The sequence below is a fragment of the Flavobacterium sp. genome, assembly GCF_031409475.1.
GTDB lineage: Bacteria > Bacteroidota > Bacteroidia > Flavobacteriales > Flavobacteriaceae > Flavobacterium.
In genome coordinates this window covers 1-13,261 of record NZ_JANNXH010000011.1, presented here as the reverse complement: position 1 = coordinate 13,261, position 13,261 = coordinate 1, and the positions used below count along the sequence as shown (strand labels likewise).

At 34.4% G+C, this 13,261-nt stretch carries 13 protein-coding genes and 1 pseudogene; 4 read left to right on the top strand and 10 right to left on the bottom strand.

Going from position 1 to position 13,261, the window contains the following annotated elements:
- A pseudogene (locus tag RMO53_RS02270) lies at positions 1 to 125 on the top strand (IS982 family transposase); the annotation flags it as partial.
- Positions 126 to 155: 30 nt separating this feature from the next.
- Here RMO53_RS02270 and coaD read toward each other — a convergent pair.
- Genes coaD through RMO53_RS02255 form a run of 3 tightly spaced genes read right to left on the bottom strand, consistent with a single transcriptional unit; the run spans position 156 to position 2,185 of the window.
- On the bottom strand, positions 156 to 623 hold the full coding sequence (coaD, locus tag RMO53_RS02265) for a pantetheine-phosphate adenylyltransferase (RefSeq protein ID WP_310377732.1): 468 nt from the start codon (positions 621 to 623) through the stop codon (positions 156 to 158).
- Between the two features lies 1 nt (position 624).
- A complete protein-coding gene (locus RMO53_RS02260) occupies positions 625 to 1,203 on the bottom strand; it encodes a TMEM175 family protein (protein ID WP_310377731.1) in 579 nt (192 codons plus the stop codon).
- 10 nt (positions 1,204 to 1,213) lie between these two features.
- Positions 1,214 to 2,185, bottom strand: coding sequence for a D-alanine--D-alanine ligase (locus RMO53_RS02255; RefSeq protein ID WP_310377730.1), 972 nt, complete (start codon positions 2,183 to 2,185; stop codon positions 1,214 to 1,216).
- 240 nt (positions 2,186 to 2,425) lie between these two features.
- Between RMO53_RS02255 and RMO53_RS02250 the strand changes: the two genes are divergently transcribed.
- Both RMO53_RS02250 and RMO53_RS02245 read left to right on the top strand, forming a co-directional pair.
- Positions 2,426 to 3,025 (top strand): PASTA domain-containing protein, encoded by a 600-nt coding sequence (locus tag RMO53_RS02250; RefSeq protein ID WP_310377729.1) that lies wholly within the window; start codon positions 2,426 to 2,428, stop codon positions 3,023 to 3,025.
- A gap of 6 nt (positions 3,026 to 3,031) precedes the next feature.
- The gene (locus RMO53_RS02245; RefSeq protein WP_310377728.1) at positions 3,032 to 4,078 is read left to right on the top strand and encodes an RluA family pseudouridine synthase; all 1,047 of its coding nucleotides are present in this window, start codon (positions 3,032 to 3,034) and stop codon (positions 4,076 to 4,078) included.
- Between the two features lie 54 nt (positions 4,079 to 4,132).
- Here RMO53_RS02245 and RMO53_RS02240 read toward each other — a convergent pair whose 3' ends face one another.
- The 3 genes from RMO53_RS02240 to RMO53_RS02230 are packed head-to-tail and all read right to left on the bottom strand — an operon-like array spanning position 4,133 to position 5,612.
- Entirely contained in the window at positions 4,133 to 4,765 is a 633-nt protein-coding gene (locus RMO53_RS02240; RefSeq protein WP_310377727.1) for a protein-tyrosine-phosphatase, read from the bottom strand.
- A 27-nt stretch (positions 4,766 to 4,792) separates the two neighbouring features.
- Entirely contained in the window at positions 4,793 to 5,263 is a 471-nt protein-coding gene (locus RMO53_RS02235) for a DUF6428 family protein (RefSeq protein WP_310377726.1), read from the bottom strand.
- A 16-nt stretch (positions 5,264 to 5,279) separates the two neighbouring features.
- Positions 5,280 to 5,612, bottom strand: coding sequence for a metalloregulator ArsR/SmtB family transcription factor (locus RMO53_RS02230; protein WP_310377725.1), 333 nt, complete (start codon positions 5,610 to 5,612; stop codon positions 5,280 to 5,282).
- A 139-nt stretch (positions 5,613 to 5,751) separates the two neighbouring features.
- Between RMO53_RS02230 and RMO53_RS02225 the strand changes: the two genes are divergently transcribed.
- Positions 5,752 to 8,919, top strand: coding sequence for a VPS10 domain-containing protein (locus RMO53_RS02225; RefSeq protein ID WP_310377724.1), 3,168 nt, complete (start codon positions 5,752 to 5,754; stop codon positions 8,917 to 8,919).
- Between the two features lie 65 nt (positions 8,920 to 8,984).
- Here RMO53_RS02225 and RMO53_RS02220 read toward each other — a convergent pair whose 3' ends face one another.
- From RMO53_RS02220 to RMO53_RS02205, 4 genes are all read right to left on the bottom strand, one after another.
- A complete protein-coding gene (locus tag RMO53_RS02220; protein ID WP_310377723.1) occupies positions 8,985 to 9,755 on the bottom strand; it encodes a carboxypeptidase-like regulatory domain-containing protein in 771 nt (256 codons plus the stop codon).
- 86 nt (positions 9,756 to 9,841) lie between these two features.
- A complete protein-coding gene (locus tag RMO53_RS02215; protein ID WP_310377722.1) occupies positions 9,842 to 11,803 on the bottom strand; it encodes a DEAD/DEAH box helicase in 1,962 nt (653 codons plus the stop codon).
- Positions 11,804 to 12,000: 197 nt separating this feature from the next.
- Complete coding sequence (locus RMO53_RS02210) at positions 12,001 to 12,576, bottom strand: non-canonical purine NTP diphosphatase (protein ID WP_310377721.1); 576 nt, start codon at positions 12,574 to 12,576, stop codon at positions 12,001 to 12,003.
- A gap of 15 nt (positions 12,577 to 12,591) precedes the next feature.
- On the bottom strand, positions 12,592 to 13,261 hold a 670-nt coding region (locus tag RMO53_RS02205; protein WP_310377720.1), incomplete at its 5' end, for an NYN domain-containing protein.

The window sequence follows — 13,261 nt, the reverse complement described above, 5'->3', positions numbered from 1 at the left end:
CTAAATCTTTTCAAGGTTTTAAAACAAGAATTTTAGCTAAAATAACAGCATTAACTTTGGTGCAATTCATCAATAAATTTATTTTTGAAAGACCAATAAACAACATTAAAACACAAATAATTTAATTGCACCCAACGGGTTAAGAAATATTTAATTTACAGTTTATTACTATTCATTCTAACCGCTTCAGGCACTAATAATTCGTATTCACCTCCGTTACGGATAACATCTCTGACAATGCTGGAACTGATATAGGAAGTTTTGGCTGCGGTTAATAAAAACACCGTTTCTATTTTTGACATCCTTCTATTGGTGTGTGCAATGGCTTTTTCGAACTCAAAGTCAGCTGGATTTCGAAGTCCACGCAGAATGAAATTGGCCTTGATTTTTTTGCATAAATCAATTGTCAAGCCTTCGTATGTGATAACACTCACTTTTGATTCGTTTTTGAAGGTTTCTTCGATGAAGCTTTTTCTTTCCTCGAGTGGAAACATATATTTTTTTTCGGCGTTAACACCAATGGCAATTACAATTTCATCAAATAGCGGAATGGCTCTTTTGATAATATCTTCGTGGCCCAATGTAATGGGATCAAAGGAACCGGGAAATATCGCTTTTCTCATTTTATTTTTTATTTATTTGTTTTTCAATTCTACTATCAGGTACAATCCAAAGTAGTGCAACTGCACTATACAGAAATCCAGAAATCCAGGGTGATACAAAGGCCAATGGAATTGCCACAATGTAGCAAACTAAAGAAATTTTTCCTTTAACATCTTTCTCAACGGCTTGAGACAAAATAGAATCTTTTCCTTCCAGTTTTATAATGCTATTTTGTAGTGAAAAATAAGAAATAGCACTCATGAGCAATAATAAACCATAAACACTCATTGGTACAGCAGCGAAATGTTGCGATCCAATCCAGCTGGTTCCAAAAGGAATCAAGGAGAGCCAAAACAGTAAAAAAAGATTCTTCCATAATATAGAACCACACACTTTTTTGACTACTTGAAACATGTGATGGTGGTTGTTCCAATAAATTCCAATATAAACAAAACTCAAAACATAGCTCAAAATAACTGGAATTAAAGGCGACAAAGATTCAAAATTATCATCCTCTGGGACTTTTATTTCCAAAATCATAATCGTAATGATAATCGCTAAAACGCCATCGCTAAAGGCTTCGAGTCTACTTTTGTTCATAGTTTATTTATTAAGCCAAAGCCAATTCTATAGCATTACTAAACAAATCCTCCAACGAAATCCCTGCTACTTTGGCTTGTTGAGGAATCAAACTTTCGGTTGTTAATCCCGGAATGGTGTTCATTTCGAGCATGTGTGGTTCTCCGTTTACGAAGATGAATTCGCTTCTAGAAAAACCTTTCATTTTTAAAACTTCGTAAGCACGTTTGGCTGCTTCGCTTACTTTTTGAGTCATTTCGTTTGAGATTCTGGCAGGTGTAATTTCCTGGGATTTCCCTTGATATTTAGCTTCATAATCGAAGAAATCGTTTTCCGAAACAATTTCGGTGATGGGTAAAACGATTGTTTTTCCTTGATAATTAATGACACCAACAGAGACTTCTATTCCGTCGAGAAAGCTTTCGATGATGATTTCGTTGTCTTCTTTATAGGCAATTTCGATAGCAATTGGCAATTCGGCTGCTATTTTTACTTTGGAGATTCCAAAACTTGAACCCGATTTATTGGGTTTTACAAAACAAGGCAATCCTACGGTTTTTACTATTTCGACAGGGTCAATTTCATCTCCTTTGTTTAAGTAATATGAAGTAGCCGTTTTGATGCCGTATGGTTTTAAAACAGACAATAAATCACGTTTATTAAACGTTAAAGCTGCTTGATAATAATCGCAGGATGTTTGTGGTTTTCTAATTAATTCGAAATAAGATTGCATCAAACCGTCTTCGCCAGGTGTGCCGTGAATGGCATTAAAAACACAATCGAAAGTGATTTTGTTTGCGTTTACAGTTACCGAAAAATCATTTTTATCAATGGGAAATTCTATGTCATTGTCGTCAACATAAACCCATTTTTCTTTAAAAATATGAATGCGAAATCCGTTGTATTTATTTTTGTCAAGAAATTGATAAACGACGTTTCCGCTGATAAGTGAGATTTTGTACTCACTGGAATATCCGCCCATAATGATGGCAATGTTTTTCATGTTTTAGGTCTTGGGTGTTAGTTTCTGGTTTTTGGGTAATTAAGATGTTATCGTAAAACGGTTGTCCTAGCCCTGATAGTAGTGAAAATCCTCCCGAATTTTTTCGGGAGATTACAACGAATAGCAGGAAAAAGCTCCATCCTTCGACTACGCTCTGGATGACAGTTAAAATCATTAAACAAAATTATCATTTTTTTTGAAACTAAATAGCTTTATCTTTGCCACATATAAAAATAAATTATGAGTTTAGGAAAATATCTTACGAGTCGAGTGTTTTTTGGACAAGCATTTGTTGCGCTTGTTATTATTGCTGTTTTGGGTTATTTCTTTATGCATTGGTTGACTTTTACTACGGATCATGGTAATGAGATTACAGTACCCAATTTAGCCAAGTTGACTGAAGAACAAGTGGAACAAAAACTGGATGAGTTGGATTTAGATTATGTGCTTTTGGACAGTGTAGATTACGACAGTGATTATCCAAAATTTAGTGTTGTGGAACAAGATCCTTTGCCCGGAGCTAAAGTTAAAGTGGGTAGAAAAGTATATATTAAGATCAATGCATCTGGATTTTCATCAGTGAGAATTCCGGATTTAATAGAAAAAACATATCGTGAAGCGGTGCCGACTCTCAAAGCCTTAGGACTTGTTGAAGGGCAGATTATTTATATTCCAAATCTTGGAAAAGATATGGTAATCGAAATGCGCTGTAATGGTAAAAATTTAAAAGTAGGTGATCGCGTTTTAAAAGCTTCAAAAATTGATTTAGTTCTTGGTGATGGCAAGGAAAGTTATGTTGAGGAAGTTGCTGATAGTCTAGCCATTCCAATAGAAGAATAGTACACAATGAGCCATACTATTGATACTACAGATTTAGACGAAGAATTATTTGAGCATTTTAGATTTGATGTTCCCAAAGGGCAATTGCTCTTGCGAATCGATAAGTATTTGATGAACATGATTCCCAATGCAACTAGAAATAAAATCCAAAACGCCGCAACTGCAGGAGATATTTATGTAAATGATCTTCCTGTTAAATCGAATTATAAAGTAAAACCATTTGATGTAGTGCGAATCATGTTGTCGCATCCACCATTTGAAAACAGAGTTGATCCAGAAAATATTCCGCTTGACATTGTTTATGAAGATGATGCGCTTTTATTGATTAATAAACCCGCTGGATTTGTTGTTCATCCTGGTCATGGTAATTATACAGGAACACTTGTAAATGCATTGGCGTATCATTTTGACAATTTACCAAAGAATAGTAGTGAACGTCCGGGTTTAGTTCATAGAATAGATAAAGATACCACAGGACTTTTAGTAATTGCTAAAACGGAAGCTGCTATGACGCATCTTGCCAAGCAATTTGAAGCAAAAACATCGGAACGTGAATATGTTGCTCTAGTTTGGGGAAATATAAAAGAGGATGAAGGTACTATAGAAGGTAATATAGCTCGTCATGTTAAAGACCGAATGCAAATGGCCGTTTTTGCTGATTCAGAAATAGGAAAACCTGCGGTTACTCATTATAAGGTTTTGGAACGTTTTGGTTATGTGACGTTGGTTTCTTGTATTCTTGAAACCGGGAGAACACACCAGATTAGAGTGCATATGAAACATATAGGTCACACACTATTTAACGATGCCCGTTATGGTGGAGATTTGATTTTAAAGGGAACTACATTTACTAAATACAAACAGTTTATTGACAACTGTTTTAAGATTTTGCCTCGACAAGCTTTGCATGCTAAAACACTTGGTTTTATTCATCCTACAACTGGCAAAATGATGCGTTTTAATACTGAATTGCCTCAAGACATGCAAGAATGTATCGAAAAGTGGCGAAATTATTCGAAAACAAATTTATCAGAAAACGAGGAAGAAGTTTAAAAAAGTTCTTTGGGCTTTTTTTTTGATAAATTTATTTAAACAATGCGATGAATCTTACTGTTTAATTTGTGAAAAAACATAAAACATTTCTGTTGCAATTTGTAGACTTCGTTCTTCATATTTTTGAGTTTGAAAAGAAGTTTTGTCAAATGCTTTTGGATCATCATAAGTAATGGGAATGCGTTTTTCTGCTCCAGCAATATAAGGACAATCACCATCGGCTTGGGAGCAAGTCAGTAGAGCAACAAAGCTATTTTGTGGATTAAAATCATCATCATAAGTTTTAGAAAAACCTATAATTGGATGTTCGTTTTTAGCATATTTTATGCTATAAATTGGGTTTTCCCCCTCAGAAATCATTGTGATTTTGTAGCCTTGATTTTCTAAAGTTTTCGCAACCACAGGAAATAGTGCGGTAGCTTCGGTTCCGCCAGAATAACAATAAACATTTTTAATATTAAAATATGCTGATGCCGTTTGCGCCCAAACTTGTGCCAAATGGCTTCGTCTTGAATTGTGTGTGCAAATTAAATTGAGTCTAATTTCTTGATGGTTTGCCGTTTTGTTTTGAATAAAATCAACAAGAGGTTGTAGAATAATTTTTCGCTCTGTCGAAATATTTTCAAAATTCAAACTATGAATTAGTTTTTCAATTTCAGGAAATAGGGTGTTTTTTACTCTTAACATAGTACTAATTTTAGAATTGTTTTAGATTTAGCAGCAGCTTCCGCCAGGCGAGCAGCAACTAGATTCAGGAGTCAATACAGCAGATTTTATTTTTTGAATAGCTGGAGGAATTCCGCACATATCAAGAGCTAAACACGCTGTTTTTTTGTTTACTAATTCGAAATTTTCACCGTTAAATTCTAAATCGTATTTTCCAATTGTCATGTCTTGATATTCAACTTCAATTTCAAAATCTTCGATGCCTAAAACTTTTTCTGACAAGGTAATTATATTTAAAAGCCTTTGCGGTTTAAGACGGTGTTCAAAATCATTCGCATTCCATAATTGGAAATTTACTACAGTTTCTTTGCGAACAGTTCCGCCACAATCGATAAAATTTTTGGTGATTAAACCTACTTCGGTAACGTGAAAATGTTCTGGAACTAAAGTTCCATTTGGCAGTTGAAATTTTACAGTTTCAACAGTGCTTAATAGTTTTTTAATTTGTGATAGTATCATTATTTCAATTTTTAATTTAACAACAACCTGTTTTTTTAGCTTCTAAAAATGCCGATAATTGGTTTAAAAATGCTTTTATTTTTTCAATCCCATTTTCATTAACACAATAGCAAATTGAATTTCCTTCAACATTTCCTTTTATAAGTCCAGCGTTTTTGAGTTCTTTTAAATGTTGCGATATTGTAGGTTGAGCCAAGGGCAACTCATTTACAATATCACCACAGATGCAAGCATTTGCTTTTATAATGTATTCTATAATAGCAATTCGAGCTGGATGACCCAATGCTTTTGCCAAAATGGCTATTTCGTTTTGATTGTCTGTATAAAAATCAGTTTTTGTTGCTCCCATAATTTTATTTGTATATTGCAATATTACGATAAAATTATAATATTATAAAAGAAAACTATTTTTTTTATAAAATTTCAAAGAATTGTTATAAAAATAAAAACATTGTTTACTTTTGAATGGGTTCAAAAAATACTTTATCATGATCAAAAACGTACTTCCTTATTTATTTTTTATTTCTATTTTTTATTCTGTTAATTCTCAATCCATTGAAAAACTTCCAGAAACTGATTTTAACTCTTATTTTAAACCAGCAAAATGGAGGTGTATTGGTCCATTTCGTGGTGGTAGATCAGTAGCTGCTTGTGGAGTTATAAATGACCCAATGACTTATTATATGGGGACAACTGGTGGTGGATTATGGAAAACACAAGATATGGGACTTACTTGGGGCAACATATCTGATGGTTATTTCAAAACCGGGACTATTGGTGCGGTAAGTGTTGCCGAAAGCGATTCGAATATAATTTATGTAGGAATGGGCGAACATGCCGTAAGAGGTGTTATGACTCATGGTGGAGACGGTGTTTATAAAAGTACTGATGCAGGAAAAACATGGAAAAATATTGGTCTTGAACTAACCCAACATATTTCAAGAATTATTATAGATCCCAAAAACCCTGATATTGTTTATGTTGCAGCACAAGGTGCGTTATATAGTAATTCAACTCAAAGAGGTTTGTATAAATCTATTGATGGTGGTGCAAATTGGAAAAATATTTTATATGTTGATGATAAAACGGGCTGTGCTGAAATTTCTATAGATGCAAACAACTCACGAATAGTATACGCTGCAATGTGGGAACACGGTCGTAAACCTTGGCAAGTTATTAGTGGTGGCAAAGGTAGTGGGCTTTATAAATCACTAGATAATGGTGATCATTGGGAAAAAATGAGTGAAGGTTTACCAACTGATATGGGGAAAATGGCAATAGCTGTGTGTCCAACAAATTCTGAAAAAGTATATGCATTGATAGAAAGTGATTGGGATAAAGAAGCTGGAGGACTTTATGTGTCAAATAATTCAGGAAAAAGTTGGTCGCAAGTAACTACAGACCATAGATTGATTCAAAGAGCATGGTATTATATTGAATTATTTATAGATCCAAATAATGAAAACACCTTGTATGTATTGAGCGCACCTTCATTGAGATCTTTAGATGGAGGCAAAACTTGGGAAGATATTTCGGGAACTCATGGAGATTATCATAATTTATGGATTAATCCTAAAAACTCAAATAATATGATTATTTCTGACGATGGCGGAGCAGCAATTAGCTTCAACAAAGGAAAGTCTTGGAGTAGTCAGAATATATATCCTACAGGGCAGTTTTATCGAATCAATGTAGATAATTTATTTCCATATAATATTTATGCAGGACAACAAGACAATAGTTCCGTTAAAATAGCCAGTAGAAATAGAAGTGGTAGTGGAATTACTAAAGACAATTGGACGTATTCTGCTGGTGGTGAAAGTGCCTTTTTAGCATTCAATCCTAACGACCCACGATATGTAATGGGTGGAAGTTATCAAGGCTCAATAGAAGTTTTAGATACTAAAGCAAATGTTGGTACAGCAATTATGGCTGCGCCAATTCAATATCTAGGACGTGATGCCAAGGATATGAAGTATCGATTCAACTGGAATGCACCTATTATTAGAAGTGAACATGAAGAAAACACCTTTTATCATGGATCACAATATTTACTTCGAACTACTGATATGGGGCAAACTTGGACAGAAATTTCTCCAGATTTAACTCGAAATGAAAAAGAAAAACAAGGCAGACCAGGAGTTCCATTTACAAATGAAGCCGTAGGTGCCGAAAATTATAGCACTTTAAGTTATGTAAAAGAATCATCACTCGAAAAAGGGGTGATTTATACCGGTAGCGATGACGGTTTAGTTTATCTAACAAAAGATAATGGAAAGACTTGGAAAAACATTACACCATTAGGTTTACAAGAATGTTTAATCAATGCAATCGAAGTTTCACCATTTGATAAAGCAACGGCATATATTGCCACAACTAGATACAAATTTAATGATCCTACTCCAAGTCTTTATAAAACTACTGATTATGGAAAGACTTGGAAAAAAATCACAAACGGTATACCTTCAGATGCCTTTACTAGAGTAATTAGAGAAGACGATAAAAATAAAAATTTACTATTTGCCGGTACCGAAAAAGGACTGTATATATCATTTAACGGTGGAATTGACTGGAAATCCTTTCAATTGAATCTTCCCATTACACCAATTACCGATTTGAAAGTCTATCAAAACAATCTAATTGCTTCGACCTCGGGTAGAGCATTTTGGATATTAGATGATTTGGAATTAATAAGACAATATAATAAAGATTTAAAAGATAAAACGATACTTTTCAAAACATCTCCAGTTGTTCTTACAAATAGTTATAGCGAATTAGATCTAACTGACGAGGATTTTACGGGTATGAATTCATCAACAGGTGTAAATCCAGCATCGGGATTAGTGGTGTATTATCAATTGCCAGAATTGAAAAATAAAGAAGAAATCTCATTAGAAATAAAAGATATAAAAGGAAATTTAGTACATAGTTATAGTTCAAAAGCAGATAGTATTTTTAAAACTTATGATGGTGGACCAAGACCTGAAGCTTTACTTTCAAAAAAGAAAGGACTGAATCGCTTTGTATGGGATTTGCGACATGCAACAATGACCGGAGTTCCCGGAGCATATATAGAAGCAAATTATAAAGGACATCGAGTTGCTCCCGGAAAATATAACTTAACGCTCAAAGTTGGAACTGAAACTTTTAATTCAGAAGCAAAAATTGTTGCAAATCCTTTGTATGAAGTTTCCGAAAATCAATATCAGTTGTATCATGAGAATATGCTCGGTATGGAAACAGAATTGAATGCTATGCATCTCATGATTAATAATCTTTATTCAAAACAAGAACAATTATCAGCATTGTTAAATTCTATCTCCAAAGAAACAAAATATAAAGAAATTATAACTGAAGGAGAAGCTTTGGTAAAAAAAATGAAAGATTGGGATACTGATATGATTCAACGCAAATCAAAAGCTTATGATGATGTGGAGAATTTTCCAAACAAATTTACATCCGATTATTTATTTTTAATCAATCAATCTGATAATGATTTGGTAAAAATATCGCAACCATCAAAAGATTTGTTGAAAGAATACAATGATAAGTGGGCAGTTTTAAAAACCCAAGGAAATGAGTTGTTAGAAAAAGAGTTACCCCTTTTTAATAAAAAATTATGGGAAGCTGGAATTGGTGCAGTCTGGACAAAATAGTCTTAGTTTAAATAAAGCAGTATGAAATTTGTTTTCCAAAAGGGCAAATTTTATACTGCAAATACTTAATTTTTTTTCTTCAAAATTTTATATTCTTCATAACAACCGCTTATGGCATCCATGATTTGGAGATCGTTTGCAGTTTGAATAAATGCTTCAGAATAACTGCAACGTTGCAAGATTTCGGCAATTTCTTTTTTGTCAACACCAAGAAGAACCGCAATGGTTTCCCTGTCAAATTTAGATTCAAGAAGATTACGAACCGTATCATCTTTTTTCATTTCTTTCAGCTTTTTGAGTTCTTTTGGTTTTTTTCCAAAGAAATTATAGAGCATGTCTGCGGGATTAAAAATAGAACCCAATACTCTGCCAAAAGCGTTTGGAGAATATTCCCCAGCTTCGTAGCCTTGAGTTAATCCTGAAATACTATAACGAATGTTTTCTTGAATAGGAATTAATTTGGAGTCTACTTCTAGATATCCGGTTAATCTATATCGTCCTACAATTACTTCCTCAAGCGCATACGCTTTTTCTGTAAGTTGAATTTTTGTGGTCTTGTTTTTTATCCAGTCGTTAGTGACTTTGATTTTCAAAGATTGAAAACCTATTATAGATATGTGTAACGTATCACTCGCAGTGACTTCAATTTCAAAAAAGCCTTTATCGTTAGTGGTTGTGCCTCTAACTTTATTGATATTAATGATGTTTACGTTTGGTAAAGGTTGTTGCGTATTATCATTAATTATGATTCCTGAAACTTTTTTTGGTGCCTCTAAACCTTGTGAAAACACATTAACAGAAGCAATTATAAAAAAGAAAACTACAAAATATTTCATAAACTGTTTTAAAACTTTAAAAGTAATACAACAAGTTTAAATATTTTGTAGTTTCAATATATTTATAAGAAAATTAACAAAAAGTGTTAACTTCTTCTTGGTCTTCTTTCTCTTGGAGCGTCAGTTGAACCTTCAGAACGTCTAGGAGGTCTTTCAGAAAAACCACCTTCACGTCTTGGCGCATCTGATGATCTTGGTGCTCTGTCAGAGAATCCTCCAGTTCTTGGAGCAGCACTACTTCTTGGTCCAAAACCACCTTCTCTAGGAGCTGAACTTCTGTCGCTTCTAAATCCGCCACCAGAACCTTCACGTCTTGGCACAAAATTCCCTTCTCTTCTTGGAGCTGAACCTCTGTCACCACCTGAACGTCCACCGCCAAAACCACCAGAACTTCTTCCGTTGTGATCTCTGCGTCCGCCACCGTCGTTTTTAGAAATTTCTACATTGATACGACGTCCTTCTAATTGTACGTTGTTCAATATTTCCATAACTTTATCCGTGTGTTCTGGGTCTGTGTTAAAGAAAGAGAAACCTTCTTTTACATCTACTTTGAAAACGTCATCACGACCAAGGTCTAATGTTTCTTTCAAATAATCTTTCAATTGCATCCAATCAAAATTGTCTCTTGATCCAATGTTTACAAAATAACGAGTTGCACCACCATTGTTGCTTTCTCTTGCACCACCATCTCTATCATCGCGTTCACGTCTCTCTGAACCTGAAGATTGAGAAGAAATATCTCTAGTTTTCTTGTAGTAATTGATGAAACGGTTGAATTCAACCGATACCATTTTCTTAATCAATTCTTCTTTAGACAATCCTTCAAGAACGCTATTAATTGCTGGTAAGTAGTTGTCAATTTCGTGATCTACTTCGGTGTCTTTAATTTTGTTAGCTAGGTGTAGCAATTGAATTTCGCAGATTTCTATTCCAGAAGGAATTGTTTTTTCTTCGAATTTCTGTTTGATGATTCTTTCGATAGAAGAAATCTTGCGTATTTCGCTTTTGGTTACAATAACAATCGAAGTTCCTAATTTTCCAGCACGACCTGTCCGACCTGAACGGTGATTGTAGGTTTCTATTTCGTCAGGTAATTGATAGTTTACTACGTGAGTAATGTTGTCCACATCAATTCCACGAGCAGCAACATCAGTTGCAACAAGCATTTGGATTTGGCGACCTCTAAACGATTTCATTACACCATCACGTTGTGCTTGAGATAAATCTCCGTGCAAAGCGGCAGCGCTGTAACCATCTTCGATTAATTTTTCAGCAACGGCTTGTGTATCTCGTTTTGTGCGACAAAAAACTACAGAGAAAATGTCTGGATTAGCATCGGCCAATCGTTTCAAAGCTTCATAACGATCTCTTGCATTTACCAAGTAAAATTCGTGAGAAACGGTAGCTGATCCTGAATTTTTTGCTCCAACAGTTATTTCTACTGGGTTAGTCATGAATTGTTTTCCAATTCTAGCTACTTCTGCTGGCATTGTAGCCGAGAATAACCATGTGTTTTTTTCGTCTGGCGTATTAGATAATATGCTTACAATGTCTTCGTAGAAGCCCATATTCAACATTTCGTCTGCTTCGTCAAGAATACAATAATTGATTTGAGTAATGTTTACCAATCCTCTGTTAATCATGTCTTGCATTCTACCGGGAGTTGCTACAATAATTTGTGCGCCTCTTTTGATGTCCCTAGCTTGGTCAGTAATACTTGCACCACCATAAACAGCCACTACATTAATACCTTTTTCGTATTTTGAGTAGTTTTTAATTTCGTTTGTAATCTGCAAACATAGTTCGCGGGTAGGTGATAAAATTAACGCCTGTGTATTTCTGTTGTGGGCATCAATTTTTTGAATGACTGGAAAACCGAAAGCTGCTGTTTTCCCTGTCCCTGTCTGAGCCAACGCAACTAAATCAATGTCTTGTTCCAATAATAGGGGAATCGCTTTCTCCTGTACTTCGGTCGGATTCTCAAATCCTAGATCGATAATCGCACGTTGTAGCGATTCACTCAATCCTAATTGTTCAAATTTGTTCATATATATTTTTAAAATTTGGTGCAAAAGTACGGTTTAAAAACGATATAATCTAATGGAAAATTCAGATTTAATATTTTATTATTATTTGATTATCAGGTTTTTATAGTTTTGAGTTATTAGTTATGGGTTATGAATTTACAAATTAGAACTAAAAAAGGACTTTCGTCGAAAGAAATATTGACAAAAATGAGCGCAAATTAATGAATTCTCAAAAAATCAATCAATTGCAAAGTAGCTTTTCCGCGATGGCTAATTTTGTTTTTAATGGCTAAAGATAATTGGGCAAAAGTTTCTTTAAAATTTTCAGGTTTAAAAATGGGATCGTAGCCAAAACCTTGATTTCCTGTTTTTTCCAGAGTGATTTTACCCTTTGCAATTCCGGTGAAAAGATATTGTTCTCCGTTTAGATTTAATGCGATTACGGTTTTAAATTGGGCATTACGATTTGTTTTATCTTCAAGATTTGCTAACAATTTATTCATATTGTCGTCAGCATTTTTTTGTTCGCCGGCATAACGTGCCGAAAAAACTCCTGGTTCGCCATGTAGTGTTTCAACTTCCAATCCAGTGTCGTCTGCAAAGCAATCAAAACCGTATTTCTGGGTCACGTAATTTGCTTTTAAAATGGCATTTCCTTCAATAGTGTCTGAAGTTTCAGGGATTTCTTCAAAACAATTAATTTCATCAAGACTTATTATTTGGATGCTTTTAGGAAGCATACTTTGTATTTCGAAGATTTTGTTTTTGTTGTTTGAGGCGAAAACGAGTTGCATGTTTGTAAGTTTTAATTAGCTAAAGCGTAATCGTACAAAAACATGTTTGATTCCTTTTTTGTCCGATTCTCTTTCGTCAATTTCGAGAATATCGGTTAGTGATTTAAGCATAGGAGTTAATTTTGCAAAACCATAATTTCGGGGATCAAATTCGGGTTTTTTCTTTACGATGAGGTTTCCTACATCGCCTAGAAATGCCCAACCGTCGTCATCGCCTATGGCTTCGAGTGTGTCTTCGATAAGTTCGATGGTTTGATTGTCTATTTTGTTAGGAGCTTCTTTTTCGATTTGTTTTTGCTCCGCCTGTTCGCTAACGCTCGGGTCAACTGGTTTTTTAGTTTCATTTGCAGTAGTTGTTGCAGGTCGTTTTTTTATTTTTTTATTGATAGCGCCATCTAAAACTTCGATATAAATAAATCGATCACAAGCAACAATGAATGAATTGGGTGTTTTTTTCTCTCCAATTCCTATGACTTTCATTCCAGATTCTCTTAGTCGTATGGCTAATCTTGTAAAATCAGAATCGCTAGATACGATACAAAATCCATCGACTTTGTCTGAATATAATAAATCCATAGCGTCGATAATCATTGCCGAATCAGAGGAGTTTTTACCTACTGTGTAACTGTATTGTTGAATGGGAGTTATGGCGTGTTCGAGCAATACGGATTTCCAACCGTTGGCA